The organism is Microbacterium sp. MM2322 (genome assembly GCF_964186585.1).
Classification (GTDB): Bacteria; Actinomycetota; Actinomycetes; order Actinomycetales; family Microbacteriaceae; genus Microbacterium.
Genome location: NZ_OZ075067.1, coordinates 63408 through 90177 on the forward strand (window position 1 = coordinate 63408; position 26770 = coordinate 90177).

At 70.0% G+C, this 26770-nt stretch carries 29 protein-coding genes; 15 read left to right on the forward strand and 14 right to left on the reverse strand.

The genetic code is table 11. From position 1 onward, the window contains the following. Positions 1-75: 75 nt before the first annotated feature. Together ABQ271_RS00345 and ABQ271_RS00350 are read right to left on the reverse strand one after the other, a co-directional pair. Positions 76-1251, reverse strand: coding sequence for a 4-hydroxybenzoate 3-monooxygenase (locus tag ABQ271_RS00345; protein WP_349309583.1), 1176 nt, complete (start codon positions 1249-1251; stop codon positions 76-78). A gap of 96 nt (positions 1252-1347) precedes the next feature. Further along, positions 1348-2091, reverse strand: coding sequence for an IclR family transcriptional regulator (locus ABQ271_RS00350; protein WP_349309584.1), 744 nt, complete (start codon positions 2089-2091; stop codon positions 1348-1350). 42 nt (positions 2092-2133) lie between these two features. Between ABQ271_RS00350 and ABQ271_RS00355 the strand changes: the two genes are divergently transcribed. Continuing rightward, positions 2134-2787: a hypothetical protein gene (locus tag ABQ271_RS00355; protein WP_349309585.1), complete on the forward strand. Its 654-nt coding sequence runs from the start codon at positions 2134-2136 to the stop codon at positions 2785-2787. Here the strand turns inward: ABQ271_RS00355 and ABQ271_RS00360 are convergent. Continuing rightward, a complete protein-coding gene (locus ABQ271_RS00360; protein ID WP_349309586.1) occupies positions 2784-3692 on the reverse strand; it encodes a LysR family transcriptional regulator in 909 nt (302 codons plus the stop codon). The genes ABQ271_RS00355 and ABQ271_RS00360 overlap by 4 nt on opposite strands. 119 nt (positions 3693-3811) lie before the next feature. Between ABQ271_RS00360 and ABQ271_RS00365 the strand changes: the two genes are divergently transcribed. The 7 genes from ABQ271_RS00365 to ABQ271_RS00395 are packed head-to-tail and all read left to right on the forward strand — an operon-like array spanning position 3812 to position 10449. Further along, complete coding sequence (locus tag ABQ271_RS00365) at positions 3812-4840, forward strand: amidohydrolase family protein (protein ID WP_349309587.1); 1029 nt, start codon at positions 3812-3814, stop codon at positions 4838-4840. A gap of 15 nt (positions 4841-4855) precedes the next feature. Then, positions 4856-5554: a 4-carboxy-4-hydroxy-2-oxoadipate aldolase/oxaloacetate decarboxylase gene (gene ligK, locus ABQ271_RS00370; protein WP_349309588.1), complete on the forward strand. Its 699-nt coding sequence runs from the start codon at positions 4856-4858 to the stop codon at positions 5552-5554. Between the two features lies 1 nt (position 5555). Further along, positions 5556-6509 (forward strand): amidohydrolase family protein, encoded by a 954-nt coding sequence (locus tag ABQ271_RS00375; protein WP_349309589.1) that lies wholly within the window; start codon positions 5556-5558, stop codon positions 6507-6509. Between the two features lies 1 nt (position 6510). Continuing rightward, positions 6511-7827: a protocatechuate 4,5-dioxygenase subunit alpha/beta gene (locus tag ABQ271_RS00380; protein ID WP_349309590.1), complete on the forward strand. Its 1317-nt coding sequence runs from the start codon at positions 6511-6513 to the stop codon at positions 7825-7827. Continuing rightward, complete coding sequence (locus ABQ271_RS00385) at positions 7824-8780, forward strand: Gfo/Idh/MocA family oxidoreductase (protein WP_349309591.1); 957 nt, start codon at positions 7824-7826, stop codon at positions 8778-8780. Before ABQ271_RS00380 ends, ABQ271_RS00385 begins: the two co-directional genes overlap by 4 nt. Beyond that, positions 8777-9754, forward strand: a complete 978-nt coding sequence (locus tag ABQ271_RS00390; RefSeq protein WP_349309592.1) for an aldo/keto reductase — start codon at positions 8777-8779, stop codon at positions 9752-9754. The genes ABQ271_RS00385 and ABQ271_RS00390 overlap by 4 nt, the downstream gene beginning before the upstream one ends. Then, positions 9751-10449 carry a substrate-binding domain-containing protein gene (locus ABQ271_RS00395; RefSeq protein WP_349309593.1) on the forward strand — a complete coding sequence of 233 codons (699 nt, stop codon included), beginning with the start codon at positions 9751-9753 and terminating at the stop codon, positions 10447-10449. Before ABQ271_RS00390 ends, ABQ271_RS00395 begins: the two co-directional genes overlap by 4 nt. Here the strand turns inward: ABQ271_RS00395 and ABQ271_RS00400 are convergent. The 4 genes from ABQ271_RS00400 to ABQ271_RS00415 all read right to left on the reverse strand — a co-directional run bounded on the left by ABQ271_RS00400 (position 10437) and on the right by ABQ271_RS00415 (position 14415). Further along, positions 10437-12332, reverse strand: a complete 1896-nt coding sequence (locus ABQ271_RS00400) for an amylosucrase (RefSeq protein WP_349309594.1) — start codon at positions 12330-12332, stop codon at positions 10437-10439. The genes ABQ271_RS00395 and ABQ271_RS00400 overlap by 13 nt on opposite strands. A 108-nt stretch (positions 12333-12440) precedes the next feature. Then, positions 12441-13136, reverse strand: coding sequence for a hypothetical protein (locus ABQ271_RS00405; RefSeq protein WP_349309595.1), 696 nt, complete (start codon positions 13134-13136; stop codon positions 12441-12443). Further along, positions 13133-14035: an ABC transporter ATP-binding protein gene (locus ABQ271_RS00410; RefSeq protein WP_349309596.1), complete on the reverse strand. Its 903-nt coding sequence runs from the start codon at positions 14033-14035 to the stop codon at positions 13133-13135. Before ABQ271_RS00410 ends, ABQ271_RS00405 begins: the two co-directional genes overlap by 4 nt. Then, positions 14032-14415, reverse strand: a complete 384-nt coding sequence (locus ABQ271_RS00415) for a GntR family transcriptional regulator (protein ID WP_036311087.1) — start codon at positions 14413-14415, stop codon at positions 14032-14034. Before ABQ271_RS00415 ends, ABQ271_RS00410 begins: the two co-directional genes overlap by 4 nt. A gap of 396 nt (positions 14416-14811) precedes the next feature. Here ABQ271_RS00415 and ABQ271_RS00420 point away from each other — a divergent pair, with 396 nt between their 5' ends. Genes ABQ271_RS00420 through ABQ271_RS00430 form a run of 3 tightly spaced genes read left to right on the forward strand, consistent with a single transcriptional unit; the run spans position 14812 to position 18088 of the window. After that, positions 14812-16143 carry a glycine betaine/L-proline ABC transporter ATP-binding protein gene (locus tag ABQ271_RS00420; protein WP_349309597.1) on the forward strand — a complete coding sequence of 444 codons (1332 nt, stop codon included), beginning with the start codon at positions 14812-14814 and terminating at the stop codon, positions 16141-16143. Then, positions 16143-17102 (forward strand): proline/glycine betaine ABC transporter permease, encoded by a 960-nt coding sequence (locus ABQ271_RS00425; protein ID WP_349309598.1) that lies wholly within the window; start codon positions 16143-16145, stop codon positions 17100-17102. The genes ABQ271_RS00420 and ABQ271_RS00425 overlap by 1 nt, the downstream gene beginning before the upstream one ends. A gap of 53 nt (positions 17103-17155) precedes the next feature. Continuing rightward, the gene (locus ABQ271_RS00430; protein WP_349309599.1) at positions 17156-18088 is read left to right on the forward strand and encodes a glycine betaine ABC transporter substrate-binding protein; all 933 of its coding nucleotides are present in this window, start codon (positions 17156-17158) and stop codon (positions 18086-18088) included. 13 nt (positions 18089-18101) lie between these two features. Here ABQ271_RS00430 and ABQ271_RS00435 read toward each other — a convergent pair whose 3' ends face one another. Then, complete coding sequence (locus ABQ271_RS00435; protein ID WP_349309600.1) at positions 18102-18854, reverse strand: hypothetical protein; 753 nt, start codon at positions 18852-18854, stop codon at positions 18102-18104. A gap of 10 nt (positions 18855-18864) precedes the next feature. Then, positions 18865-19725, reverse strand: a complete 861-nt coding sequence (locus tag ABQ271_RS00440) for a hypothetical protein (RefSeq protein ID WP_349309601.1) — start codon at positions 19723-19725, stop codon at positions 18865-18867. A gap of 102 nt (positions 19726-19827) precedes the next feature. Here ABQ271_RS00440 and ABQ271_RS00445 point away from each other — a divergent pair, with 102 nt between their 5' ends. Together ABQ271_RS00445 and ABQ271_RS00450 are read left to right on the forward strand one after the other, a co-directional pair. Continuing rightward, a complete protein-coding gene (locus ABQ271_RS00445; RefSeq protein ID WP_349309602.1) occupies positions 19828-20109 on the forward strand; it encodes a hypothetical protein in 282 nt (93 codons plus the stop codon). A gap of 34 nt (positions 20110-20143) precedes the next feature. Further along, positions 20144-20542, forward strand: coding sequence for a DUF4259 domain-containing protein (locus tag ABQ271_RS00450; RefSeq protein ID WP_349309603.1), 399 nt, complete (start codon positions 20144-20146; stop codon positions 20540-20542). Positions 20543-20548: 6 nt separating this feature from the next. On the opposite strand, the gene ABQ271_RS00455 is transcribed toward ABQ271_RS00450, so the two are convergent. Genes ABQ271_RS00455 through purL form a run of 3 tightly spaced genes read right to left on the reverse strand, consistent with a single transcriptional unit; the run spans position 20549 to position 23753 of the window. Then, entirely contained in the window at positions 20549-21280 is a 732-nt protein-coding gene (locus tag ABQ271_RS00455; RefSeq protein ID WP_349309604.1) for a DUF2071 domain-containing protein, read from the reverse strand. 8 nt (positions 21281-21288) lie between these two features. Next, positions 21289-21423 (reverse strand): hypothetical protein, encoded by a 135-nt coding sequence (locus ABQ271_RS00460; protein ID WP_349309605.1) that lies wholly within the window; start codon positions 21421-21423, stop codon positions 21289-21291. Next, positions 21420-23753: a phosphoribosylformylglycinamidine synthase subunit PurL gene (gene purL / locus ABQ271_RS00465; protein ID WP_349309606.1), complete on the reverse strand. Its 2334-nt coding sequence runs from the start codon at positions 23751-23753 to the stop codon at positions 21420-21422. The genes ABQ271_RS00460 and purL overlap by 4 nt, the downstream gene beginning before the upstream one ends. A gap of 138 nt (positions 23754-23891) precedes the next feature. On the opposite strand from purL, the gene ABQ271_RS00470 reads away from it, so the two are divergent. Then, positions 23892-24413, forward strand: coding sequence for a septum formation family protein (locus ABQ271_RS00470; protein ID WP_349309607.1), 522 nt, complete (start codon positions 23892-23894; stop codon positions 24411-24413). A gap of 6 nt (positions 24414-24419) precedes the next feature. Here the strand turns inward: ABQ271_RS00470 and ABQ271_RS00475 are convergent, their stop codons facing one another. After that, a complete protein-coding gene (locus ABQ271_RS00475; protein WP_349309608.1) occupies positions 24420-24608 on the reverse strand; it encodes a hypothetical protein in 189 nt (62 codons plus the stop codon). A gap of 98 nt (positions 24609-24706) precedes the next feature. Here ABQ271_RS00475 and ABQ271_RS00480 point away from each other — a divergent pair, with 98 nt between their 5' ends. Continuing rightward, entirely contained in the window at positions 24707-25045 is a 339-nt protein-coding gene (locus tag ABQ271_RS00480; RefSeq protein WP_349309609.1) for a TraR/DksA C4-type zinc finger protein, read from the forward strand. Positions 25046-25230: 185 nt separating this feature from the next. On the opposite strand, the gene ABQ271_RS00485 is transcribed toward ABQ271_RS00480, so the two are convergent. Further along, positions 25231-26556 (reverse strand): DUF222 domain-containing protein, encoded by a 1326-nt coding sequence (locus ABQ271_RS00485; protein ID WP_349309610.1) that lies wholly within the window; start codon positions 26554-26556, stop codon positions 25231-25233. Positions 26557-26770: the final 214 nt, after the last annotated feature.

Consider the following 26770-nt stretch of genomic DNA (forward strand, 5'->3'; position numbering starts at 1 on the left):
GCGACACGCCGGGCCACGGACGGATGCCGCGGCGCGCCGCGCGGCATCCATTGCATCCCGTGACGGGCCGGGGCCTCAGACCTCGATCGGCCAGCCCGTGTACGCCTCGGCGAGGTAGGTGCTGCCGGCGCGGGACTCGACGACTGAGCGCAGCTCGCCGAGCTGGCGGCGACGGTCGAAGTCGGTGGCGTTCTCGTCGGCGTGCAGCATGCTCGTCATCCACCACGAGAAGTGCTGCGCCTTCCAGATGCGGCGGAGCACGGTCTCGGGGAACTGCTCGATGAGACGCTCGTCGTTTTCGAGAAGGAGCGCGCGGAGGGCCCGCTCGAGGACGATGACGTCGGCGATCGCGAGGTTCATGCCCTTCGCGCCGGTGGGCGGCACGGTGTGCGCGGCGTCGCCGATCAGAGCGACCCGGTTCTTCCGCACCTCGTCGGCCACGAAGCTCCGGAACCGCAGCACGTCGCGCTGGAAGATCGGCCCCTCGGTCAGCGTCGTGCCCGGGACGCGCAGCTGGAGCGCATCCCACAGCTGAGCCTCGCTGTACGACTGCGGATCGGTGTCGGGAGCGCACTGGAAATACATCCGCTGCACGGTCGCGCTCCGCTGGCTGATGAGCGCGAACCCATCCGGCGAATTGCTGTAGATCAGTTCGTCGGCGCTGGGCGGGGCCTCGCACAGGATGCCGAACCAGGCGAACGGGTACTCGCGGAAGAAGCCCGAGTGTGTGCCCGACACGGCCTTGCGCACGACGCTCCGCGAACCGTCGGCGCCCACCACGACGTCCGCGACGATCTCGAGGGGTTCGCCGTCGGCATCCACCGCGATGATGCGGGGATGATCGGATGCCGCATCCTCGACGCGGAGCGCGGTCACCCCGAACCGCAGGTCCTGACCCTGCTCGAGGCGCACCGCGATGAGGTCTTTCAGAGCCTCGTGCTGCGGGTACAGCCACACGCTCCGGCCGACGAGGTCGGCGAAGTCGATGCGGTGGCCCTCGCCGTCGAAGCGGAGCTCGATGCCGTGGTGCTCGTTGCCGACGGTCTTCACGCGCGTCGACGCCCCGGTCGCCTCGAAGGCGGCGACGGTGCCGTGTTCCAGGATGCCGGCGCGGATCGTGGTCTCGATCTGCTCGCGGGAGCGCTGATCGATGACGACCGACTCGATGCCGGAGAGGTGCAGCAGGTGCGAGAGGAAGAGGCCGGCGGGGCCCGCTCCGACGATCGCGACGCGGGTGCGAACGGTGGTCATGTCGTCTCCTTCGACGGGCACGGCGGGGGTGTGGGATCAGTGTGATCCCGGTTCCGTGCGGCTACGGCAAGTTCCCATTGAATGGGACTACGGGACTCAGCCCCTCAGGTCCGCCTCGATGCGCGCCGCGGCATCCTGCAGGGCGCGGACCGCCGCCGCCGGATCCGTCTCTCGCGGCAGCACGACCGACAGCGCGGCGGCGACGACACCGGCGTCCCGGATGCCGACGGCCACCCCGGTCGACACGGTTTCGATCGAGCCGGGCGCGATCACGACGCCGGTCCGCCGAATCTCGGCGAGCAGGCGGCGGAGGGCCGCGGCATCCGTCACCGTCTCGGGAGCCAGCGCGCGGAGCGGGCCCGCAAGCACCCGCTCGCGCACGGGCGCCGCGGCGTGGGCGAGCAGGAGCAGCCCCGACGACGACGCGTGCAGGGGGAGGCGGCCCGCGATGCGCGTGATGTTGGCGCCCGCGTCGGGGTGCGAGAGCCGCTCGATGAACAGGGCCTCGTCGTTATCGAGCACGGCGAGCTGCGTGTGCTGGCGGATCGTCGCCTGCACGTCCTCCATGTGCGGGAGCGCCGCCTGCCGCAGCCGCAGCGCGAACGAGCCGCGGAGGGCGAGTTCCCACAGGCGCATGCCGAGATGGATGCGGCGGTCCTCGTCGCGCTCCAGGAGTCCTGCCTCGACGAGCTCGTCGACGACCCGGTGCGCCGTCGACGGCGGCAACCCGGCGCGGCGGCCGATCTCGGCGGCGGACTGCATCGACCGCTCCGCCGTGAAGGTCTCCAAGACCCGCACGATGCGGTCCGTGAGGGACTCGCCGGAGGGGGAGTTGGCCATATGGACAGGATGGCACGCGTCCCGCGGCGGTAGCCTCGGTCCATGTCCGAGCCCCTGCCGATCGCGTCGTCGCCCGAGACGCCGCTGTCGGTGCAGGCCACGGCCGACCTCCTCGCCGGCACAGGGGCGCGGTGGTGGCTGTCGGGCGGAGCCGCGCTCGACCACTGGCTCGGCGCACCGATCCGGGGCCGCGCGAACACCGACGTCAGCATCCTCCCCGGCGACGTCTCCCGGCTGGCCGACGCGCTGCCCGAGGGCTACTCGGTGTGGGCTCCCGCGGGCGAGGGCACCGTGACCCCGTTCGCCGACGCGGTGCCGGATGCCGACCTGCAACCGCTCCGCATCCGTGACGACCGTGCGGGCACCTGGGTGCTGCAGGTGAACGTCGAGGACGGCACCGAGAAGGTCTGGATGTACCGCCGCGATCCGCGGCTGCAGCTGCCCTGGGACCGCGCGGTCCTCGACGTCGGCGGCATCCCGACCGGCGCTCCCGAAGTGCAGCTGACGTGGAAAGCCCTCCGCCCCCGGCCCGAGGACGACGCCGACAAGGCCGCGGCGCTGCCGGCGCTGTCGGACGATGCCCGCGCGTGGTTCGAGCGCGCGATCTTGACCGTCCACCCGCACTCGACCTGGTCGATCCACGTCCGCAGTCCGTTCGCGCCGGCGAAGGCGAGCTGGAACCGCCGCACGTCCTAGCGGGCGCGGTACTCGCCCGCCGCGACCGCGGTGAAGACGAGCTCGCGGAACCAGCGCTGCGCGGGCGACAGGCCGGCTTCGGTGCGGGAGTAGATCGAGACCGGTGTGCTGGTCGCCGGCCACGGGAGTTCGGCGATGCGCAGCCGCGGGAACCACCCGCAGAACACCTCGGCGACGTGCCGCGGCAGCAGGACCACGAGGTCCGTCGTTTCGAGCACGGCGGGCACGGTCGCGTACTCCTCGACGGTCAGGGTCACCTGGGGCAGGAGGCCGCGCTCGATCATCGCCTGCAGCGGATAGACGTGACCGCCGCGCGCCGACACCCGCACGAAGCGGCGCCCGGCGAACATGTCGTCGGCCGTCGACGGCAGCGGGTGGTCGCTCGAGGCGAGGGCGACGTACTCGACGCTGCGGATCGGCGTTCGCCACAGCCGCTGCGAGTCGACGAGCGACACGGTCACGGCGAGGTCGACGGTGCCCCGCAGTAGCCCCTCCTCAACCTGGTCGGCATCGAGGCGCTCGACCTTGAGGTGCAGCCGCGGCGCCTCGCGCTCGAGCAGCGGCATGATCGGCGGGAGGAACGTCTGCTCGCCGATCGAGGTCAGCGCGAGCGAGAGCTCGCCCTCGAACGACGAGGCGTCGAACGCGTCGGGAGCGGTCACCGTCGCGTCGATCTGAGCGAGCGCCTCGTGGATCGGACCGAACAGCTGCTGCGCCCGCGGGGTCGGCACCATGACGTGTCCGTGGCGGTGGAAGAGGTCGTCGCTGAAGCGCTGGCGGAGCGATCGCAGGGTGTAGCTCACGGTCGGCTGGGTCACGTGCAGGCGTTCCGCCGCCGCGGTCAGGCTCCGCAGTTCGTAGAGCACCACGAACGTCCGCAGCTGGTTCAGATCGGCGAACGGCATCCATAGATCCCATCTATCGAGAAGCGGTGTCGAATCTATTGGACCACGACCTATCGCCGATCTACAGTCAACGAAACGGCACCATCCGGCCGCGCTCCCCGACGACGAGGACTCCCGCGTTGATCATCGACATCCACGGCCACTACACGACGGCCCCCGCGCAACTCGGTGCCTGGCGGGACCGCCAGATCGCGTTCACGGAGGGCACGGGCGAAGCCCCGGATGTCGCCGATCTGCACATCAGCGACGACGAGATCCGCGAGACGATCGAGGCCAACCAGCTGTCGCTGATGGATGCCCGGGGCATCGACCTCACCGTCTTCAGCCCGCGGGCGTCGTTCATGGCGCACCACATCGGCGATCTCGAGGTGAGCGCGACCTGGGCCCGGATCTGCAACGACCTCGTCGCCCGCGTCGCGAGGCTGTTCCCCGACCGGTTCCTGCCGGGCGCGATGCTGCCCCAGTCGCCGGGCGTCGACCCGAAGACGACCCTCGCGGAGCTCGACCGGGCCGTCGACGAGCTCGGCGTCGTGACGGTGAACATCAACCCCGACCCGTCGGGTGGGCTCTGGACTGCGCCCGCGCTGACCGACAAGAGCTGGTATCCGCTGTACGAGAAGCTCGTCGAATACGAGCTGCCCGCGATGATCCACGTCAGCACGTCGTGCAAGCCGGTCTTCCACACGACCGGCGACCACTACCTGAACGCCGACACGACGGCCTTCATGCAGCTGCTCAAGGGCGACCTGTTCCGCGACTTCCCCGACCTGACGTTCGTGATCCCGCACGGTGGCGGCGCGGTCCCGTACCACTGGGGGCGCTTCCGGGGCCTTGCGATGGCGCTCGGCAAGCCCGAGATCGAGGAGCACCTGCTCGGCAACGTGTTCTTCGACACCTGCGTCTACCACCAGCCGGGAATCGACCTGCTGACCGCGGTCGTCCCGACCGACAACGTCCTCTTCGCCAGCGAGATGATCGGCGCCGTCCGCGACATCGATCCGCGGACCGGCCACCACTTCGACGACACCCGCCGGTACGTCGACGCCACTGACAACCTGTCCGCCGACCAGCGCACCGCCGTGTTCGAGGGGAACGCGCGCCGCGTGTACCCCCGACTCGAGCGTGCGCTCGCGTCCCGCGGGCTCTGAGAACCGGGAGCACTCATGACCCAGCGCCTCAACGATCTCGGGATCGTCCGCACGAACATCACCCGTCCGCATCCCGACGACGTGGCGAAGCTGTCGGAGTTCGGCGTCGCCACCGTCCACGAAGCCATGGGACGGGTCGGACTCCTCCGCCCCTACATCCGGCCCGCGTACTCGGGCGCCCGGATGTGCGGCCCCGCGGTGACCGTGCTGCTGCAGCCCGGTGACAACTGGATGATGCACGTCGCCGCCGAGCAGGTGCAGGAGGGCGACGTCCTCGTCGCCGGCTGCACGACCGAGAGCGAGGACGGCTTCTTCGGTGAGCTCCTCGCCACGTCGCTCGCCTCGCGCGGGTGCGCGGGACTCGTGATCGACGGCGGCGTCCGCGACGTGGCCGACCTCGAGAAGATGGACTTCCCCGTCTTCTCCCGCGCGATCAACGCGAAGGGCACCGTGAAGGCGACCCTCGGCTCGGTCAACATCCCCGTCGTCGTCGCCAACGCCCTCGTCACCCCCGGCGATGTCGTCGTCGCCGACGTCGACGGCGTGGTCGTCGTCCCGCAGGCCCTCGTCGGCGCGGTCGCTGACGCGTGCGCCGCGCGCGAGGCGAACGAGGAGTCGAAGCGCCGGCAGTTCCGCGCCGGGGTTCTCGGCCTCGACCTGTACAAGATGCGCGAACCGCTCGCGGCGGCCGGCCTGACGTATGTGGAGGACTGAGATGACGCTCACGGACGGTGCTCCCCACGGCTCGACGAGCGGCGGCTTCGAGAAGACCGCGGGCTGGCTCGACTGGTACGACGGCCCGAGCACACCGACGTTCCGCCTCCCCGCCGGGGCGGTCGACGCGCACTGCCACGTGTTCGGTCCGGGTGCCGAGTTCCCCTACTCCGCGGCCCGCAAGTACACGCCCTGCGACGCGTCCGCCGATCAGCTGTTCGCACTCCGCGACCACCTCGGTTTCGAGCGGAACGTCATCGTGCAGGCGACGTGCCACGGCGCCGACAACAGCGCGCTCGTCGACGCGCTCCGCCGGAGCGACGGCCGTGCGCGAGGCGTCGCGACGGTTCGCGCCGACATCACGGATGCCGAACTCGACGAGCTCCATGCGGCAGGCGTCCGCGGGGTGCGCTTCAACTTCGTGAAGCGCCTCGTCGATCGCGTCCCCACCGACTCGCTCGAGGCGATCGTCGCGAAGATCGCCCCCCGCGGCTGGCACGTCGTCATCTACTTCGAGGCCGAGGACCTGCCGGGGCTGTACGACTTCTTCTCGGCGATCCCGACCGACATCGTGGTCGACCACATGGGGCGCCCCGATGTGACGAAGCCGGTGGACGGGCCGGACTTCGAGCTGTTCCTGCGCTTCCTCCGCGAGAACCCGAACGTGTGGACCAAGGTGACGTGTCCCGAGCGGCTCAGCGCCAGCGGTCCCCGCGCCCTCGACGGCGAGCAGCACGCGTACGTCGACGTCGTCCCGTTCGCCCGTCGCGTCGTCGACGAGTTCCCCGACCGCGTGCTCTGGGGAACCGACTGGCCCCACCCCAACCTCAAGGACCACATGCCCGACGACGGGCTCCTGGTCGATTTCATCCCGCAGATCGCGACGACGGCCGAGCAGCAGCAGAAGCTGCTCGTCGACAACCCGCAGCGGCTGTACTGGCCCGAAGGAGCATGACATGACGCTCGACAAGCCCTACAAGAACGTTCCGGGAACGACGATCTTCGACGCGGATCAGGCTCGCAAGGGGTATCACCTGAACCAGTTCTCGATGTCGCTGATGAAGCCCGAGAATCGCGAGCGCTACCTCGCCGACCGCGAGGCGTACCTCGACGAGTGGCCGCTCACCCCGGCGCAGCGCCAGGGGGTGCTCGACCTCGACCTGAACGCGTGCATCCGCGAGGGCGGGAACATCTACTTCCTCAGCAAGATCGGCGCGACCCACGGACTGAGCTTCCAGCAGATGGCCGGCTCGATGACCGGGATGTCCGAGGCCGCCTACCGCGACATGATGATCGGCGGCGGGCGCCGCCCCGACGGCAACCGGCTGAAGGACCTGGACGGGTGGGCCCCGCCGTCGACGGAGAAGTCCGAGGTCATGCGCCCCGACGCTCCCGCCAAGTTCACCTCGGCCCTGTTCACCTCGCACGTGCCGGCGATCGGCGCGGCGATGGACCTCGGCAAGACCGAGGAGCCGTACTGGAAGAAGGTCTTCGACGGCTACGAATGGACCCGCGCCTGGGCGAAGGAGAACACGCCGGACGTCGTCATCCTCGTCTACAACGACCACGCCACCGCGTTCGACTCCAACATCATCCCGACATTCGTGCTCGGCACCGGCGCGCACTACCCGGTCGCCGACGAGGGCTACGGACCCCGTCCGGTCCCCGATGTGAAGGGCTACCCGGAGCTCGCCGCGCACATCGCCCAGTCGGTCATCCAGGACGACTTCGACCTGACCCTCGTCAACGAGATGGTCGTCGACCACGGCCTGACGGTGCCGCTCTCGCTCGTTTTCGGCGACGTGGCGGAGTGGCCGTGCCGCGTCATCCCGCTCCCGGTCAACGTGGTGCAGTACCCCGTGCCGTCGGGGCGGCGCTGCTACGAGCTCGGCCGGGCGATCCGCCGCGCGCTCGACAAGTGGGACGGCCCCGCGCTCAACGTGCAGATCTGGGGCACCGGCGGCATGAGCCACCAGCTGCAGGGTCCGCGCGCCGGCCTCATCAACGAGGAGTGGGACAACGCGTTCCTCGACCACCTCATCGCCGACCCGCTGGGTCTCACCGAGTGGTCGCACATGGAGTACGTCGACGAGGCAGGCTCGGAGGGCATCGAGCTCGTCGACTGGCTCATCGCGCGCGGCGCGATGGACGATCAGTTCGGCGGGCAGAGCCCCGAGATGAACCACCGTTTCTACCATGTGCCCGCATCGAACACGGCTGTCGGACACTTGGTATTGACCAACCCCACCGCATCCCAGGAGGACCCCTCATGACAGCCGGAAAAGTCCGCATCGCCGTCGTCGGCGCCGCCGGCGCGTTCGGGATGAAGCACCTCGACGGGCTCCGCAACATCGCCGAGGCCGAGGTGACGGTCGTCAGCGGCACGAGGCCGGAGTCCGTGCAGGCCGTCGCCGAGCAGTACGGCATCCCGAACGCGGTCGTCGGACTGGATGCCATCCTGGCACGCGACGACGTCGACGCCGTGATCCTCGCCACTCCCACTCAGCAGCACGCCGCGCAGACGCAGGCCGTGCTCGCCGCTGGAAAGCACGTGCAGGTCGAGATCCCGCTCGCCGACTCGCTCGCGGACGCCGAGGCGACGCTCGCCGCGGCCGAAGCATCCGGCCGCATCGCCATGGTCGGTCACACCCGCCGGTTCAACCCGTCGCACCAGCTCATCCACAACCGCATCGCGGCGGGCGAGTTCGCCGTGCAGCAGATGGACGTGCAGACGTACTTCTTCCGCCGCACGAACACGAACGCCAAGGGCGAAGCCCGGTCGTGGACCGATCACCTGCTCTGGCATCACGCCGCGCACACGGTCGACCTGTTCGCCTACCAGGCGGGGCGCATCGTGCAGGCGAACGCGATCCAGGGCCCGATCCACCCCGAGCTCGGCATCGCGATGGACATGTCCATCCAGCTGAAGGCCGAGTCCGGCGCGATCTGCACGCTGTCGCTGTCGTTCAACAACAACGGACCGTTCGGGTCGTTCTTCCGCTACATCGGCGACACCGAGACCTACATCGCGCGTTACGACGATCTCGTGACCGGCCGCGAGGAGCCCATCGATGTCTCGGACGTCGCGGTGAGCACGAACGGCATCGAGCTGCAGGACCGCGAGTTCGTCGCCGCGATCCTCGAGGGCCGCGAGCCGAACTCCTCCATCCGCCAGGTCATCGACTGCTACCGTGTGCTCGGTTCGCTCGAGGAGCAGCTCTCATGACGCTGCCCCGCATGGGCCTCGGCTGCATGCCGCTGAGCCACGCCTACGGCATCCCTCCCGCCGCCGACGAGGGCGTCGCGATGCTGCAGGAGGTCATCGACCGGGGCGTCACCTTCCTCGACACCGCCACCCTGTACGGCGCGGGCAGCAACGAGCAGGTCGTCGGTCGCGCACTCGCCGGCGGCCGTCGCGATCGGGTCGTGCTCGCGAGCAAGGGCGGGATGGCGATCGTCGACGGCGTGAAGGTCATCGACGGGCGCCCCGAGACCCTGCGCGCGCAGGTCGACGCGTCTCTCGGTCGTCTCGGCGTCGATCACATCGACATCTACTACCTGCACCGGTGGGACAGGCGCGTCCCCATCGGCGAGAGCGCCGGTGCGCTCGCCGAGATGGTCGCGGCCGGCAAGATCGGCGGCGTCGGACTGTCGGAGGTCTCGGTGGCGCGGCTGCGCGAAGCGCACGCCGTCACGCCGATCGCCGCGGTGCAGAACGAGTACTCGCTGTGGAGCCGCAACCCTGAGCTCGGCATCCTCGAGGCGACGCGCGACCTGGGCGTTCCGCTCGTCGCCTTCTCGCCCGTCGCGCGGGGATTCCTCTCCGACGGAGTAGCCTCGCCGGGCGACCTTCCCGAGAAGGACATCCGACGGGGGATGCCGCGCTTCCAACCGCCGCACTGGTCGGCGAACGCGCAGCTCCTGCCCGCCTGGCGCCGGCTCGCCGCGGAGGCCGGCTGCACCCCGGCCCAGCTCGCGCTCGCGTGGCTGCTCTCGCGCGGCCCGCACGTCGTGCCGATCCCGGGCACCACGAGCGCCGCGCACGCGCTCGAGAACGAGGCCGCGACCACCCTCACCGTCGCGCCCGAGCTGCTCGAGCGCGCCGGCACGCTGATCGACACCGCGACGGTGTCGGGACCGCGCTACAACGAGACGAACGCCGCCGAGGTGGATGCCGAGTCGTTCGGCGACGCGGCATGAAAGCCATCTCCTCGATGGCGACGAAGGCGGTGCTGGGTGCGCTCGCCGAGGAGGCGGCCCGATCCGGTCATCCGCGGCTCGACATCGAATCCGTCGGGGGAGTGGATGCCGCGGAGCGAGTGCGCGCGGGAGAGAGGCTCGACCTCGTGTTCCTCGCGGACAGCGCATTGCGCCGCCTGGCCGTGGAGGGGCACGTGGTGCCCGAGACGGTGACCCCCCTCGTCCTGTCGCAGGTCGCGGTCGCCGTCCCGGGGGAGAGTGACGCGGCCGAGGTTCCCGCCGGCCCCGCGTTCCCCGACGCCGAGGGCCTGCGGTCGGCGGTGCAGGCCGCGAGGCGCATCGGCTATTCGACCGGTCCCAGCGGGACCGCGTTCCTCGACCTGCTGACGGCCTGGGGCATGATCGATGACGTCCACGACCGCCTCGTGCAGGCGCGGCCCGGGGTGCCGGTGGCCGGCCTGCTGCGAGACCGCGAGGTCGATCTGGGACTCCAGCAGCTCAGCGAGCTGGCGGGGGCACCCGGCGTCCGGATCCTCGGCACACTGCCCGCGGACTGCGCGATCGACACCGTGTTCTCGGGCGCGGTCAGCCGGTCGTCACAGAGCCCGGACGACGCCCTGGCCGTCCTGCAGTCATTCGCATCGGCCGCGTCGCGCCCGACGATCGAACGGCTCCACTTCGCTCAGGCCGGCTGAACGCGCAGCCAGCGGAACCCGTGGGCCGGAAGCTCGAGCCCGTCGGACAGGTCGGCCGCCGTGCCGTCCACGACGTCGATCGCCGTACCGTGGAACCCCGACAGGGTGACCGCGTCGATCGTCACGGCGTCGTCGCCGACGTTCGCCAGCACGAGCACCGAGCCCGCCGCGCCGAGACGCTGGAACCCGACGACCGACGGATGCGGCGTGTGGAACGGCGTGAGCGGGATGTCGGCGAACTCGGGGGTGCGCCGCCGCGCCTCGATCAGCGCCGTCAGTCGGGCGTGGATGCGCCCCGCGACCGTCGACGGGTCGTGCCGCGCGCCGAACGCCTCGGCATCCGCTGCGGGCCGGTGCACCCACCGGCTGTCATCGGCGTGGGCGGGGTCGTCGCGGTACGTGTAGTCGTTGAGCTGTCCGAGCTCGTCACCGAGGTAGAGCAGCGGGATGCCGCCGGTCGACAGCGCGAGCGCATGCGCCAGGATGACGCGGTCCTCACCGCCCGGGTCACCCGCTTCGACGCCGGCGAGGGACGCCGTGGTCCCCGCGATGCGCGCGTCGCCGGTCTTCGGGTTCTCCTGGAAGGGGACGCCGCGCGAGAACGTGCCGTCGAAGCGCCCGACGTAGAAGTCGTTGAGGAACCGGCGATGGGAGTATCCGTCGATGCCGAGGGTCGCGGCATCCTCATCGGCGAAGGTCCAGCCGATGTCGTCGTGGCTGCGGACGTAGTTCACCCACGCGGTGCCGGCGGGCAGGGCGTGGCGCTCGTCGAGCGCCTTCTGCAGCAGGCGGCCGTCGCGCGTCGCGAGAGCCTCCCAGCCGAGCGCCATCTGCAGCGGGTTGTAGGAGAGCTGGCACTCCTCGGGGGAGATGTAGGTGATGACCTCGTCGGGGTGGACGATCGCCTCGGACTTGAACAGCACCGACGGCGCGCCGAGCGTGAGCACCTGGTTGAACGCGCGCAGCAGGAGGTGCGCCTCGGGGAGGGACTCGCAGGCGGTGCCGAGGCGCTTCCAGATGAAGGCGACGGCGTCCATGCGGAGCACCTCGACGCCCTGGTTGGCGAGGAAGAGCATCTCGCCCGCCATGGCGGCGAACACCGCGGGGTTCGCATAGTTCAGGTCCCACTGGAAGTGGTAGAACGTCGCCCAGATCCACCGGCCGTCGGGCAGCTGCACGAACGAGCCCGGGTGGTCGTCGGGGAAGATCTCGCGGACGGTCTCCTCGTAGCGATCGGGCATCGTGCGGTCGGGGAAGATCAGGTAGAAGTCCTCGTAGCCCGGCTCGCCGGCGATCGCCTTCTGCGCCCACTCGTGCTCGTTGCTCGTGTGATTGAAGATGAAGTCCACGACGAGCGAGATGCCCGCCTCGCGCAGGTCCGCCGACAGAGCGGCGAGGTCTTCCATCGTGCCGAGGCGGTCGTCGACCGCGCGGTAGCTCGACACCGCGTACCCGCCGTCGTTGTTGCCCTCAGGCGCGGCGAACAGCGGCATCAGGTGCAGGTAGGTGAGGCCGAGCTCCTGGAAGTAGGGGATGCGATCCCGGATGCCGCGGAGCGACCCCGCGTACCGGTCGACGTAACAGACACCCCCGAGCATCTTCTCCGACAGGTACCAGCCGGGGTCGGCGCTGCGCTCCTCGTCGAGACGCTTCAGGTCGGCGGGTCGCTCCCGCCAGCTCGCCGCCGCGGCGGTGACGACCGCCGCGAACGCCTCCTGTCCGTCCTCGCGCTCGCCGTAGAGCTGGGTGAAAAGGTCGTGCAGCACGGGCAGCACCTCGGCCAAGCGGCGGTGGAAACCGGCATCCGTCCCGGCGAGCTCCGCCACGGCGGCGGCGGTGGCGACGTCCAGATCGACGGTCGAGTGCGTGGTCAGACGTGCCATGGTGCTCCCCAGCGTCGGGTCGGGTGGAGCAGATCGTATCGCGACAGTGCCGCTCCGCGGAGACGCGGAGCGGCACTGGGGCTCTGAGCGATCAGGCGCGCGGTGCGATCAGGCGATCGCGCGGCGGAGGATCCCATACGAGACCGCGGCCAGCGCGGCGCTGGCGAGCACGAGCGCCGCCGTCAGTGCGATCGGGGTGAGCGCGCCGAACCAGGCGAACACCGAGCCCCAGGCCTGCATCTGACCGATGAGCCACATCGTGGCGATGAGCAGCAGGCCCAGCCCGATGAAGACGACCGTCAGCACCAGGTTGCCCCACCGCTTGTAGACGGTCGCGAAACAGAACCCGACGATGAAGAAGAGAAGGGCGAGGGCGAAGAAGAACAGCCCGGCGACGAGCGGGCCCTGCGACCAGATCCACGTGAGGCGGAACATGAAGGCGTTCATGCCCCACCCGCCGGTCGCCTCCTCGATGAGCCCGCCGATCACGAAGATCACGGCGAGGCCAGCCGAGGTCAGTCCCGCGGTGACGAGCGTGCCGAGGTAGAACTCCCGTCGGGTCACGCTCATCGCCTGCGAGAAGGGGAAGGTGAGCGTGAGCGCCTGGACGCCCACGGCGAGGAAGTACCAGAGGGGCGCCTGCGCGCCGCCCCCGAACATCGTCGCGCTTGCTCCGGCGCTCGAGATGAGGCCGAAGATCGCGAGACTGATCACGACGGTGCCGGCCAGCACGATCAACGGCACCCAGACGAACGTGGCGCGGTTGACGAGCTGCATGCGCACGACGTTGAGGGTGCGGTTCATCGGAGTGCTCCTTCGTCGGTGGTGGTGGTGGCGGCACGCTGCGTCTGCCGCACGATGAGCTGTTGCAGCGACACCGGGGTGGCGTCGAGGTGGGATGCCGCGAGTTCGGCGCGGTCGGCCGCGCTCAGCGCGCCGAGCACGGTGGCGCTCGTGACGCGCCCGAGGCTCTCGCGGTGGATCACCTCGCGCCCGGTGACGAACGCCTCGACGGCGGTGCTCTCGCCGGTGACGGTGGCGGCGCGGCCCCGGATCGACTCGGTGTCCTCGTCCATGATGATCCGGCCGCCGTCGATGACGATGACCTTCTCGAGCAGGTTCGAGACCTCGTCGATGAGGTGGCTGGAGAGGATGATCGTGCGCGGGTGCTCGGCGTAGTCCTCGAGAAGGCGGTCGTAGAAGATCTGGCGGGCGACGGCATCCAGACCCAGGTACGGCTCGTCGAAGAAGGTGACCTCGGCGCGTGCGGCGATGCCGATGATGACGCCGACGGCGGAGAGCTGCCCGCGCGAGAGCTTCTTGATGCGGGTCTTCACCGGCAAGCGGAACTCGGCGATCAACCGGTCGGCGAGGGCTTGGTCCCACTGGGGGTAGAAGAGTCGCGCGATGCGGAACGCGTGCAGCGGCGTCGCGTCGTCGGGGTACTTCTGGCTCTCGCGGACGAAGCACATGCGGCTGAGCACGGCGGCGTTCTCGTAGGGCGACTCCCCGAAGACGCGGATCTCGCCGGCGGTGGGGAAGTTCTGCGCCGTGAGGATCGACATGACGGTCGTCTTGCCGGCGCCGTTGCGGCCGAGGAGGCCGTAGATGGCGTCGCGTTCGATCGTGAACGAGATGTCGTCGACAGCGGTGGTGTCGCGGTAACGCTTGGTGAGGTTCTTCACCTCGATGACGGCGGTCATCGTGTCGTTCCCTTCGTGGTCGTGGTGGTGGCGCGCTCCGTCAGCAGACGGGCGAGGTCATCGGGGCCGAGACCGAGCTTTCGGGCTTCGGCGATCAGGGGGTCGAGGTAGCGGTCGGCGAACGCCGAGCGCCGTTCGGTGAGCAGGAGCTCGCGGGCGCCGTCGGCGACGAACATGCCGATGCCGCGGCGCTTGACGAGCACGCCTTTGTCGGTGAGCATCGCGATTCCCTTCGCCGCGGTGGCCGGATTGATGCGGTGGAAAGCCGCCAGTTCGTTCGTCGAGGGCGCCTGTTCCTGTTCTGACAGGGTGCCGTCGATGATCGCGTCCTCGACGCTCTCTGCGATCTGCAGGAAGAGCGGGCGTCCTTCGTCGACCATTCCGACTCCGCGTTCTCGTTAGTGGGTTAGTTACATGAGTAGGTAACCACCGAACCTCGTTCGTGTCAACGATGATTTTTCGGAGGCCCGCGCCGCCCGCGCGCGAAATACCGAGGGATGCGCGATGCGTCAAGGGGCTAGGTCGATTTGATCGGGGTCAACCACCTCGTTACCGTCGAAGGTGGGCCTCGTGCCCTCGACGACCAGTCCGCGGCCGTTCGACCCGGCGCCTCACGGTGCGGCGACGAGCAGACGTATGGTCGGCGGTCTGGGCGATGAACCCGATGTTCGTCGCCGGAGCAGCGCACTCGAGTGACACTTCGCTCGTGCGGATGCCGGTGATCGCCACCCGGGCGCTACCGATGCGGACGCGTGCGCGCCCGCCGAGGGAAGCACGTGACAACTGCCGCTGTCGAAGCGAAGAATCTGTTCAAGGTCTTCGGACGAAATCCCGGCCAGGCGGTCAAGCGCCTGAAGGCCGGGGAATCCCGAGACCAGATCCGCGACTCCGGGACCGCCGCCGTCATCGATGCGAGCTTCCGCGTCGAACGGGGCGAGATCTTCGTGATCATGGGCCTGTCGGGATCGGGGAAGTCCACCATCATCCGCATGCTCAACGGGCTGCACGACGCGACCGGCGGTGAGGTCCTCGTCCACGGCGAGCCGATCACCGGCATCCCGGCCGCCAAGCTCCGCGGCATCCGTCGGGAGCGGATCGCCATGGTGTTCCAGCACTTCGCGCTGCTGCCGCACCGCACGGTGGCCGCGAACGTCGCCTATCCGCTCGAGCTGCAGGGCGTCGGCAAGGCCGAGCGCCTCGCGAAGGCCGAGGAGATCCTCGGGCTCGTCGGCCTCGAGGGCTGGGGCGACAAGCTGCCCTCGGCGCTCTCGGGCGGCATGCAGCAGCGCGTCGGCATCGCCCGCGCGCTCGCCGCCGACACCGACATCCTCCTGATGGACGAGGCGTTCAGCGCACTCGACCCGCTCATCCGCCGCGAGATGCAGGAGCAGCTGCTCGAGCTCCAGCAGAAGCTGCAGAAGACGATCGTCTTCATCACGCACGACCTCAACGAGGCGATGTTTCTCGGCGACCGGATCGCGGTCATGCGCGATGGCCGCATCGTGCAGATCGGCACTCCCGAGGACATCCTCACCGACCCGGCCAACGACTACGTCGAGCAGTTCGTGCAGGACGTCGACCGTGCCCGCGTTCTCACGGCAGCGAACGTCATGGAGCGGCCCAGCTCGGTGGCGGTGACGGATGCCGCCGGTCCCCGCACCGCGCTCCGCACCATGCGGGATGCCCGGATGGCGGCGGTCTACGTGACCGACCGCAGCCGCAAGCTCCTCGGCATGATCAGCGACCGCGACGCGCTCAAGCTCGTCCGCCGCGGCTCGACGACGATCTCGTCGCTCATCCGTCCCGTCCCGCAGGCCGTGGGCCGCGACGACGTGCTCATCGACCTGTTCGTGCCGGCCGCCGAGTCGCCGCTGCCGCTCGCGGTGACGGATGCCGAGGGTCGCCTCGTCGGCGTCATCCCGCGCATCACGCTGCTCACCGCGCTCGGTCCGGCGACGACCGAGACGACGGAGATCCCCGTCATCCTCGACCCCGTCCCGGGTGCCGAGATCGATGCCGCCCTCGCGAGCGAGGGCCATGCCGGTACCGACGGGCAGGCCGGTGGTGCGGGCGAAGGCCCTGCCGCCGAGAAGGAGGAGGTCCGCTGATGGGTGGTTTCCGTATTCCGATCGGCGAGTGGGCCGAAGCAGGCGTCGCCTGGATCCGTGACACCCTCGGCTGGCTGCTGTCGGGCGTCTCGACCGTGGTCGGGTGGTTCGTGGACACGCTCGCGAACGGTCTGCTGTCGCTTCCGATCGCCGCCGTGATCGTGATCTTCGCCGCGCTCGCCTGGCTGCTGCGCTCCTGGCGTTTCGCCATCGGCACCGTCATCGGCTTCGTCCTCATCTTGGGCGTCGGCCAGTGGGTGAACTCGATGCAGACGCTCGCGCTCGTCCTCGTGGCGGCCCTCATCGCCGTCGTCATCGCGGTGCCGCTCGGCATCGCTGCGGCCCGCAACGACGCCTTCAGTGCCGTTCTACGTCCGGTGCTCGACCTCATGCAGAGCATGCCGGCGTTCGTGTACCTGATCCCCGCGATCGTGTTCTTCAGCATCGGCGTGGTCCCCGGCGTCGTCGCGACCGTCATCTTCGCGCTCCCCCCGGGCGTGCGGCTGACCGAGCTCGGCATCCGCGGCGTCGACAGCGAGACGGTCGAAGCCGGCCACGCGTTCGGTGCGACCCCGGCGCAGATCCTCCGCGGCGTGCAGCTGCCCCTCGCAATGCCGAGCATCATGGCGGGAATCAACCAGCTCATCATGCTGGCTCTGTCGATGGCGGTCATTGCCGGTATCGCCGGCGCCGACGGTCTCGGCAAGGAGATCGTCCAGGCCATGTCGACCGTCGACATCGCGAAGGGCGTCGAGGCCGGCCTGAGCGTCGTGATCCTCGCCGTCTACCTCGACCGCCTGACGGGCGCGCTTGGCGCCTTGAAGACGCAGCGCGGTTCGCTGCTCGGCGCCATCGCGCGTCGCCGCGGCCCGAAGGACGCACGCTCGACGGCTGCCGCCGCCCCGGCGTCGGCCGAGCAGGACGTCCCGACGGCCGAGCGCACGCCCGCCGGCGTCTGATCCACCTCTGACCCGCACCATACGGAACCAGTAATCACATACGGAAGGCACTCATGAACAAGCGACACCTGACCAGCATCCTCGCGATCGGAGCCGCGGCATCCCTCGCTCTCAGCGGCTGCGCGACCGGCAACGACGTCGCCGCCGGCGGCTCGAACGGCGGCGGTTCGAACGGGGGCGGCGAGGGTGACCTCGGCACGATCACCCTCGGTTACCTGCCCTCGTGGACCGACGGCCTCAGCACGGCGTACTTGCTCGAGGACCAGCTCGAGAAGATCGGCTACACCGTCGAGATGCAGGAGCTCACCGAGGCGGGACCGCTCTACGCCGGCCTCGCGCAGGGTGACGTCGACATCTACCCGTCGGCTTGGCCCGAGCTGACCCACAAGTCCTACATGGACCAGTACAAGGACAAGATCGAGGACCTCGGCGCCTACTACGAGGGCGCCAAGCTCACGATCGCCGTGCCCGACTACGTCGACATCGACTCGATCGAGGATCTGAAGGCGAACGCCGATCGTTTCGGCGGCAAGATCTACGGCATCGAGCCGGGTGCCGGTCTGACGAAGCAGACGCAGGAATCGATGATCCCCGCGTACGGCCTCGACGACAGCTACCAGCTCGTCACCTCGTCGACCGCAGCGATGCTCACCGAGCTCGACAGCGCCGAGGCGGCGCAGCGCGACATCGTCGTGACCTCGTGGCGTCCGTTCTGGGCCAACGACAAGTACAAGCTGAAGGACCTCGAGGACCCGAAGGGCGCGATGGGCGAGGCTGAGGCCCTGCACTTCCTCGGCACCGCCGGGTTCGCGAAGGAGTACCCCGAGGCCGCCGAGCTCATCAAGGGCATCAAGCTCGACGACGAGCAGTACGCGAGCCTCGAGGACACCGTCGTCAACAAGTACGGCGAGGGCAAGTACCCCGAGGCCGTCGACGAGTGGCTGAAGGAGAACCCCGACGCCTACGACACGATCGTCACCGACTGATCGGTCGGCGATATCACGGGGATCCGGCTTCGGCCGGGTCCCCGTTGTCGTTCGGCCGCTCGGTCAGCGGCTGCGCGACCTTCTTCTCGAGCACCTCGACCGCGTCGTCCGACAGCGCGATGAGCCCCTCGATCTCCTCCCGGACGCGCCGGTAGGCGAGCTGGCGTTCGGCGGGTGTCGCGGCGTCGTCGGTCGCGACGGCGAGCATGCGGGATGCCGTGGCGAGGCGCTTGCGCTCCGCGTCGGTCAGTCCCGAGTCCCGCACGCGACGGGCCTCGCGCTCGGCGAGGTCGAAGGCGACCTCGAAGTCGGTCACGGCGCGGCGGTACTCGGTGATCTGGTCGGCCGTCGGCTTCGACCCTGCGGCGGGCCGGGCGCGGTCGGCGACCGTCTTGGCGCGGAGGAAGGCCGCGGTGAGCGGGTCGCGGCCGTCGCTCATCGACGGGAAGGCGATCAGCTTCGCGACGTCGAGCTCGTAGTCGAGCCAGCGGTGGGTGACCTCGTCGTGGACGGCACGGAGGTCGTCGGCCTGATCGGTCAGCGACTGCACCGGGGTCTCGACCTCGGCTGCGGCGGCCGACCCGATGCCCCGCTTCACCGACGCGCGGGCGGCAGTGAGCTCGGCCTTCGCCTTGATGATCTCGAGGCGGTGCTTGTGGCGGCGCTTCGAGGCAGCGGCGAACGATCCGCTCGCCGCGGAGGCGAGCCCGAACAGCGGGAACACCAGCCACCAGTTGTTGCTCGCAAATGCCCAGAAGCCGTCCACTCGCTACACCCTACGGCTGGTCGCGGTCGCGACCGTCGCGGCGGGAGCGGTAGGCATCGAGAGCGGATGCCGCACCTTCGGCCGCTTTCGTGATCCCGTCGACCGACCGGGCGATGGCTTCGGAGGCGACGATCGTCCAGCGCGGGGCGCCGGGGCCGTCTGTCGGAGCATCCTCGGGCCGGTGGCCGGCCAAGCGCCAGGCCTCCTGCTCCGCGGCGGCGAACGCCCGACCTGCAGCGTCGACGGCCGCCCGGTAGGTCGTGAACTGCTCGGGGGTGAGCTTCGCCGTGGGGGATGCCGGGCGATGCTCGCGGGCGATGCCCTCGAGGCGCAGGAACTCGGCCGTCGCGGGGACGCGCACGTCGCTGAGCGCGGGGAAGGCGAGGCGGCGGGCGGCATCCGTCTCGTACTCCATCCAGCGCGCCGCGACCGCGTCGTGCGCGGCCATGAGGCGAGCGAGGGGGAGGTGCTTCGGGTCGGTGCCGCGGGCGGGGACGGCGGCGCGCTCGGCGCCGACGCGGGCGCGGGCGACGCGGATGCTCGCCGTCGCGGCGGCCTTGGCGCGCTGCGCGGCCTCGAGCGCTCGCCGCGCGGTGCGGACGTCGTCGGGCCGGGCGCGGCCGACAGCGCGCTCGGCTTCGGCGCGGGTGAGTTCTGCCTGCGCGACGCGAGCCGCGGCGCGGGCGCCGATCGCGTCGGCCCGGGCCTGCTGCAGCTCGTGCTGCGCGGCCGCGAGCCCGAGGCGCCGCGCGCGGGTCGTGCGTCCACGGCGGACGCCGACGACGCCGGCCGCTCCGGCGCCGACCGCGGCGGGGGCGACCCACCAGAACTCCGCCAGGGCGGCTCCGATCCCCACGATCCAGAGCTGCATGTCGCCATGCTATCCGCGGCTGGTGGCGGCGTTCCCAGGTGGTGCGCGATCCGTACGCCCGCCGTTCACCGAAGAGACGCTTCGGCGTGCGATGTTCACGGCATGGGGACCGAAGAACGAACCTGGGCCGACTCGCCGGTGTGGTGGATGGTGGCAGGCGTCGCGTGCCTGGTCGGTGCGCTGGCGGCAGTGTGGTTCGCCGCCGCCTACGGCGTCGAGACGATGATGTGGGATACCTCGCACGGCACCTGGGCGTACGTCGCTCGGCCGTTGTCGGACGTCGTCACCGTCCTCGGCTTCGCGCTGGCGGCGATCCTCGTGGCGCTCGGAGCCGCGGTCATGGTGCAGGCGCTCCGCCGCAGGTCGGACGCCGTGCTCGCCTGACCCGATGTCGAGCGTGATCGCTACGCTCGGGGCCATGGGCACATGGAGCGAAGAACCGTTCGGCAACGACACCGCCGCGGACTGGGCGTGGGAACTCGACGAGGCCGACTCGTGGGCGTTCATCACCGACGTCCTCCAGGGCTACGCGGCGGGTGATGAGGAAGGTCAGGACCTCGACGCGATCGCCGTCGCCGCGGCCGCCGTGGTCGCGCACGGAGCCGGGTTGGCGCTGTCCGAGGAGGACGACACCGAGTCCGTGGAGGGGTTCCTCGCGCGCGTGGGCGCACCCCCGGCATCCGTCGTCGCCCTGGCGCGCACCGCGCTCGACAAGGTCGGCGGGGACTCCGAGCTCGCCGAACTCTGGGAGGAGAGCGGCGAGATCGACGAGTGGCGGGCGACCCTCACGCGGCTGCGCGAGGCGCTCCCCGCCTGATCTGCGTCAGCGGACCCGCTGGGCGGCTGAGAAGCGCGTGATGACGCCGGGATGCCGCGCGGGCATCGCGAGCACCGAGTCCGGCGCGCGGTCGGCGAGACCGCGGAAGCCGGCGTCCGCCAACAGGCCGTCGTCGAGACGCTCGACGTCGGCGCTCACCAGGGGCCACGGCTCGTGTTCGTTCGCGGCCCAGATCGTGCGGCCCAGGTGCCGCTCGTGGAAGCCCCACCGCGCCGTGAGGAACCGGCTCAGCGGATCGTCGACGATCTCGGTTCCGGGGACGACCCGGATGCGGGTGCGCACCCGTTCGCCGAAGCCGGGATGCCGCCGCGACGCGTAGTCGAGCGCGTCACCGTCCGTGCGCGCCGCGGCCTTCGCCCAGCGGTACGGCAGGCCGAAGACGGCACGGGCGCCGAGGACCGGCAGCAGGTGTTCGGCCTCGAGCGTCTGGAAGACGACGCCGCGGCGGCCGTCGGCATCCTTCGCGTAGGTGCGGACGTTGATCTCGACGAACCGACCCACGAACGGGACCGGTGCCAGCGGGAGGAAGCGGAACTCGCTCAGCACGAACGGGATGAGGCCCACCCACGCCGAGCCGTCGAACACGTCGGGCTCGGTTCCCGGCGGCAAGAGCGGCGCGACCTGCGACGGGTCGACCCGCCAGTGGAGGAAGCACGCTCCGCTCCAGCGCTGCTGCAGCACCGCGCGACCCAGCAGGGCAGGCGCGGTGGCATCCATGACCGGGGTCAGCCGAAGAGCAGCGTCAGGACGGTCGCGCCACCACCGACGAGCACCATGGCGACGATGACGGTCCAGGCGACGACCTTGGTGCGGGCGCGCTTGCGTCCGGCGAAATCTGCGTACTCCGGGTCATCGCTCACGCGGTGACCTCGTCGACGATCGCACCGAAGGCGGCGGGAAGCGTGGCCTTCGAGGTCTGACGCAGCTCGGGGACGGGGACGGTGAAGACGCCCTGCACCTCGAGCGCGGCGACCTCGCCCTCGGCGGCGGAGTCCGTCACGCCGATGCGGAGCACGGGGTAGCCGCGGCCCTCGCACAGACCGCGGAACTTCACGTCCTCCTCGCGGGGCACCGACACGATGACGCGGCCGGTCGACTCGCTGAAGAGGGCGGTCGCGGCATCCACACCGTCGCGCTCCATGATCTCGCGGAGCCACACGCGGGCCCCGACGCCGAAACGCATCGTCGCCTCAGCGAGGGCCTGACCGAGGCCGCCGGCCGACAGGTCGTGCGCGCTCGAGACCAGCATCTCGTCGCGCGCCGCCTGCAGCAGGCCCGCGAGGGTCTTCTCACCGGCGAGGTCGACCTTCGGCGGGCGACCGCCGAGGTGGTCGTGCACGGTGTCGGCCCAGGCCGAGCCGTCGAGTTCGGTCGAGGTGGTGCCGAGGAGGTAGATGTTCTCGCCGGCATCCTGCCACCCGCTCGGGATGCGGCGGGACACGTCGTCCATGATGCCGAGCACGCCGACCACCGGGGTCGGGAAGATCGGCTGGTCGCCGGTCTGATTGTAGAAGCTGACGTTGCCGCCGGTGACGGGGACGCCGAGTTCGAAGCAGGCGTCGGCGAGGCCGTCGACGGTCTGGCCGAACTGCCACATGACCTCGGGGTTCTCGGGGCTGCCGAAGTTCAGGCAGTCGGTGACGGCCGTCGGCTCGGCACCCGTGACGGCGACGTTGCGGTACGCCTCGGCGAGGGCGAGCTGTGCACCCGCGTACGGGTCGAGCTGGCAGTAGCGGCCGTTGCAGTCGGTCGCGATCGCGAAGCCGAGACCCGACTCCTCGTCGACGCGGATCATGCCGGCGTCGTCGGGGAAACTCAGAGCCGTGTTGCCCATGACGTAGTAGTCGTACTGGTTGGTGACCCAGGACGTGTCGGCCAGGTTCGGGCTGCCGAGCAGCTGCAGGAACTGCTCGCGCAGCACCTCGGGGTCGTCGCTGCGCTCGAGGGACGCGGCCGAGTTCTCGCGGAGGGCGTCGATCCAGGTCGGGTAGGCGACGGGACGTTCGTAGACGGGGCCGTCGACCGCGACGGTCGACGGGTCGACGTCGACGATCTGCTCGCCGTGCCAGAAGATCTGCAGGCGGCCGTCGCCGGTGACCTCGCCGAGGACGCTCGTCTCGACATCCCACTTCTCGACGACCGCGAGGAACGCGTCGAGCTTCTCGGGAGCGACGATCGCCATCATGCGCTCCTGGCTCTCGCTCATGAGGATCTCCTCGGGCGTGAGCGACGGGTCGCGCAGCAGCACCTTCTCGAGGTCGACCTTCATGCCCGAGCCGCCGTTGGCCGCCAGCTCGCTCGTCGCGCACGAGATGCCTGCGGCGCCGAGATCCTGGATCGCTTCGACGAGCTCGCCCTGGTACAGCTCGAGGCAGCACTCGATGAGCACCTTCTCGGCGAACGGGTCGCCGACCTGCACGGCGGGACGCTTGGTGGGGCCGCCGTCGGCGAAGGTGTCGGATGCCAGGATCGACGCGCCGCCGATGCCGTCGCCGCCCGTCCGGGCACCGAAGAGGACGACCTTGTTGCCGGCGCCGGTGGCGTTGGCGAGCTTGATGTCTTCGTGGCGGAGGACGCCGACCGCGAGAGCGTTGACGAGCGGGTTGCCCTGGTAGACCTTGTCGAAGACGGTCTCGCCACCGATGTTCGGGAGGCCCAGGCAGTTCGCGTAGAAGCTGATGCCGCTGACGACGCCGTGCACGACGCGGGCGGTGTCGGGGTCGTCGATGTCGCCGAAGCGCAGCTGGTCCATGACCGCGACGGGGCGCGCGCCCATCGAGATGATGTCGCGGACGATGCCGCCGACGCCGGTCGCGGCACCCTGGAACGGCTCGATGTAGCTGGGGTGGTTGTGGGACTCGACCTTGAAGGTGACGGCCCAGCCCTCACCCACGTCGACGACGCCGGCGTTCTGGCCCATGCCGACCATGAGCCGTTCCTTCATCTCGTCCGAGACCTTGTCGCCGAAGCGGCGAAGGTAGATCTTCGAGGACTTGTAGGAGCAGTGCTCGCTCCACATGACGGAGTACATCGCCAGCTCGCCCGAGGTGGGGCGACGGCCGAGGATCTCGCGGATCTTGTCGTACTCGTCGGGCTTGAGGCCGAGGGCGCCGTAAGGCTGTTCCCGCTCCGGCGTGGCGATGGCGTTCTCGACGGTGTCTGCGATCGAGGGGCTGACTGGGGTGCTCACGCGGCTGGGCTCCAAGACTCGGGATGCCGGGGGACGTACTCATCCTATCGGCGGGGCGCGGGCATCCCGTCGTCGTCCGTCTCTGCCGTTCCGCTACTCTGAGCGCGTCTCTGTCACTTTTCTGGTCCGGGGGGATCCATGTTCGTTCGTCGTACCGGCGCTGTCGTCGCTCTCGCTCTGGCTGCCGTGATGCTGTCGGGCTGCGCGACGTCTCTCACCACATTGCTCGGCGGTGCTGGCCGCGATGAAGAGGGGCAGATCGAGTCGGGCGGCGATCTCGACGTGTTCACGATCAAGGTGGGCGACTGCTTCTTCGACGACGCTCTCGCCGGTGTGACCGGTGACGAACAGAGCGAGACGAGCACGGTGCGCGCGGTTCCGTGCGACGAGAAGCACATGTTCGAGGCGTACCACGACTTCACGCTCCCCGAGGGCGAGTTCCCGGGCGCCGATGTGCTCGACGAGAAGGCGCTCACCGAGTGCGGAACGGCGTTCGATGAGTACATCGGGGTGCCGTACGAGGATTCGATCTACGAGTACTCGTATTACACGCCCTCTCCCGAGACATGGGAGTACAACGACGACCGTCTCGTGTCGTGCGTCCTGAGCGACCCGGAGGGCGAGACGCTGACCGGGTCGCTCAAGGGCATCGGGAAGTAGCCGGGGTCAGTCCTCGTCGGGGGTGGAGTCGATGACGCCGATCCCGACGGCGTGGTGGCTCGGCTCCTCGCCCTGCTTCGGCGGCGCTTTCGGCTCTTCGCCCGGCTCCTTCGCGACGCTGGGTTCTTCGAGTTCCTCGGCGTCGGGCATCTCTTCGGGGTTCTCGTGCTCGGTGGTGTCGTCGGTGTCGGCCATGGCGGTTCCTTTCGTCGAATCCCACTGTGCGCGCGGGATGCGGCGGCCGCGACGGTCTTGACGGTCGCCGGGTCGGTGGGTACGCCTACGCTGGCCCGATGGATCCGGTCGACCTTCTCCGCGCTCGCGAGCGTGCGCTGCGGGCGCAGTTGGCCCGGCTCGACGCCGATGACGCGGCCCTGCGGGTCGACCGGTCGGACGCGACTGCTGACGACGAACACGACCCCGAGGGGTCCACGCTGTCGGGGGAGTGGCAGCGGGTCGACGCGTTGAGAGCCTCGACGCGCGACGAGTTGGCGCAGGTGGCGACGGCGCTGTCGCGGGTGGATGCCGGGACCTACGGGGTGTGCGAACGGTGCGGTCGCGCGATCCCCGAGGCGCGCATGGAAGTGCGCCCGCAGGCGACGATGTGCGTCGCGTGCGCTTCGCTGGGGTGACCGCCGGCGCCGAGAGGTTGAGGGCGGTGCTGGTACTGGTGCTGGGCGCGGGGCGCGCGTCCGAGGTGCGCGGGGTGCACGGGGCGCGCGTCCGAGGTGCGCGGGGTGCACGGGGCGCGCGTCCGCAGTGCACGGGGTGCGGCTGGGCGCCCGACGCGCCCGAGCTGCCTGAGGCGCGCGGGGCGTCAGAACGGTGCGGATTCTCCGGGAACCGGTGGTGCGGCAGGGGTGAACGCGACGGCCGGGGTGGGGGCGTCTTCGCGGTAGGTCCTGCCGAGGGGTGAAGTCCATTCAAGAACGCCACCCTGGAGTTGTCGGACTCGCCAGGCGGTGAATTGCTTCATCGAATGGTGTCGCTGGCACAGATGCGCGAGGTTCGAGAGTTCGGTGGCGCCGCCGAGGGCGTGATCGTGAGTGTGGTCGACCTCGCAGCGGATCGCGGCGACGCGGCATCCGGGGAATCGGCAGTGCTGGTCACGTGCCTGTAGGAACCGCCGCATCCCGGAAGGAACGCGGTACGAGTCGGTTGCGATGGTGACTCCGGTGGTGGGGTCGTGGAAGAGGCGTTGCCAGACGCCGGTGTCTCCCGCGAGTGTGCGTGCCGATGCGGGGTCGATGGGCGAGCGACCGGACAGGTCGCACGGCCCGTCCTCGTCGCCCGTCAAGGTCGCTGCGGGCACGAGCACCTGCACCCGTGCGCGGATCGCGCCGAGCGGCCCCGCGCTGGTGTCACGGGTGTCGTCGAGCGCTGGGGTTCCGGCGAGGAGCAGGTCGGCGAACACGTCTGCCCGGACTTGATCGCTCGTGCGAGCGTCGGTCGCGACGACGTTGGTGTCGTCGCCGGTTGCACGCTCCTCGCGTGTGTCGACGATCGCCCGTGCCTGCTGCGTCAGCCGGTCGTGGATCCCTTCGGCGATGACGGTCGGCAGGGTCGCGATGAGATCCGACATCCCGTCTCGTCCGGGCATCAGCCGCACGCACCGACCGGCTGCGGCCTCTTCGTGTCGTTCCGCGAAGGACCGCGGGTGCATCCGTAAGGCGAGGATCTCGAGCTCGCCCCGCACCCGGTTCGGGGTGTCTTGCTCGCACCGTTCGATCGCGATCGCCTCGAACTCGCCCCACATCTCGGCGGGCAGGGTCGTCCCGGCATCCACGATCGCCCGCACATGCTCGCGGACGATCCGCCCCGACTCCCACGCCACCACAGCCGCAGGAAACCCTTCGATGATCGTGCGCGCTTCCCCGATCCGGCGTTGCACGGTCCTGTCGGTCGTGCGCAGGACCCCGCCGACCTCGGCCGCGATCGACCGGAGCGCCATGTCGTGGAGGCGCACTTTCGCGTTCCTGGGCGCGATCTGCTCTTCCGCCAGGCGACCCGCCGCAGCCAGTACGCGCAGCTGCTCGATCTGGGCCCGCGCGATGCGGCGCTCGATGCTCCCGACGTCCGAAACGATGCCCGCAAGTGTGGCGAGATAGTTCTCGCCACCGGGGGTTTCCATCGGTTCGGTCATACCTTCACTCTTGCACCAACCTCCGACATTCAGACGTCGAAATCCGCCGAACAGACACGTTGTGCACACCCCGAAGATGAGGGTTCGTTCATCTCATTGAGAGCAGTCGCTCGCGACATTGCAGAGGGCCACCGCAAGCATCGAGAAAGCTCTCCGCCCTACGCCGATGAGAAGCCGCAAGATCAGGCTGGCCGCCGAAAACACGGATCCCCGA

Bases quoted from the DNA above. Each gene is read 5' to 3' on its own strand.
- ABQ271_RS00345 (WP_349309583.1), bottom strand. From the start codon at position 1,251: ATGACCACCGTTCGCACCCGCGTCGCGATCGTCGGAGCGGGCCCCGCC.
- ABQ271_RS00350 (WP_349309584.1), bottom strand. From the start codon at position 2,091: ATGGCCAACTCCCCCTCCGGCGAGTCCCTCACGGACCGCATCGTGCGG.
- ABQ271_RS00355 (WP_349309585.1), top strand. From the start codon at position 2,134: ATGTCCGAGCCCCTGCCGATCGCGTCGTCGCCCGAGACGCCGCTGTCG.
- ABQ271_RS00360 (WP_349309586.1), bottom strand. From the start codon at position 3,692: ATGCCGTTCGCCGATCTGAACCAGCTGCGGACGTTCGTGGTGCTCTAC.
- ligK (WP_349309588.1), top strand. From the start codon at position 4,856: ATGACCCAGCGCCTCAACGATCTCGGGATCGTCCGCACGAACATCACC.
- ABQ271_RS00375 (WP_349309589.1), top strand. From the start codon at position 5,556: ATGACGCTCACGGACGGTGCTCCCCACGGCTCGACGAGCGGCGGCTTC.
- ABQ271_RS00380 (WP_349309590.1), top strand. From the start codon at position 6,511: ATGACGCTCGACAAGCCCTACAAGAACGTTCCGGGAACGACGATCTTC.
- ABQ271_RS00385 (WP_349309591.1), top strand. From the start codon at position 7,824: ATGACAGCCGGAAAAGTCCGCATCGCCGTCGTCGGCGCCGCCGGCGCG.
- ABQ271_RS00390 (WP_349309592.1), top strand. From the start codon at position 8,777: ATGACGCTGCCCCGCATGGGCCTCGGCTGCATGCCGCTGAGCCACGCC.
- ABQ271_RS00395 (WP_349309593.1), top strand. From the start codon at position 9,751: ATGAAAGCCATCTCCTCGATGGCGACGAAGGCGGTGCTGGGTGCGCTC.
- ABQ271_RS00400 (WP_349309594.1), bottom strand. From the start codon at position 12,332: ATGGCACGTCTGACCACGCACTCGACCGTCGATCTGGACGTCGCCACC.
- ABQ271_RS00405 (WP_349309595.1), bottom strand. From the start codon at position 13,136: ATGAACCGCACCCTCAACGTCGTGCGCATGCAGCTCGTCAACCGCGCC.
- ABQ271_RS00410 (WP_349309596.1), bottom strand. From the start codon at position 14,035: ATGACCGCCGTCATCGAGGTGAAGAACCTCACCAAGCGTTACCGCGAC.
- ABQ271_RS00415 (WP_036311087.1), bottom strand. From the start codon at position 14,415: ATGGTCGACGAAGGACGCCCGCTCTTCCTGCAGATCGCAGAGAGCGTC.
- ABQ271_RS00425 (WP_349309598.1), top strand. From the start codon at position 16,143: ATGGGTGGTTTCCGTATTCCGATCGGCGAGTGGGCCGAAGCAGGCGTC.
- ABQ271_RS00430 (WP_349309599.1), top strand. From the start codon at position 17,156: ATGAACAAGCGACACCTGACCAGCATCCTCGCGATCGGAGCCGCGGCA.
- ABQ271_RS00440 (WP_349309601.1), bottom strand. From the start codon at position 19,725: ATGCAGCTCTGGATCGTGGGGATCGGAGCCGCCCTGGCGGAGTTCTGG.
- ABQ271_RS00445 (WP_349309602.1), top strand. From the start codon at position 19,828: ATGGGGACCGAAGAACGAACCTGGGCCGACTCGCCGGTGTGGTGGATG.
- ABQ271_RS00450 (WP_349309603.1), top strand. From the start codon at position 20,144: ATGGGCACATGGAGCGAAGAACCGTTCGGCAACGACACCGCCGCGGAC.
- ABQ271_RS00455 (WP_349309604.1), bottom strand. From the start codon at position 21,280: ATGGATGCCACCGCGCCTGCCCTGCTGGGTCGCGCGGTGCTGCAGCAG.
- ABQ271_RS00470 (WP_349309607.1), top strand. From the start codon at position 23,892: ATGTTCGTTCGTCGTACCGGCGCTGTCGTCGCTCTCGCTCTGGCTGCC.
- ABQ271_RS00475 (WP_349309608.1), bottom strand. From the start codon at position 24,608: ATGGCCGACACCGACGACACCACCGAGCACGAGAACCCCGAAGAGATG.
- ABQ271_RS00480 (WP_349309609.1), top strand. From the start codon at position 24,707: ATGGATCCGGTCGACCTTCTCCGCGCTCGCGAGCGTGCGCTGCGGGCG.
- ABQ271_RS00485 (WP_349309610.1), bottom strand. From the start codon at position 26,556: ATGACCGAACCGATGGAAACCCCCGGTGGCGAGAACTATCTCGCCACA.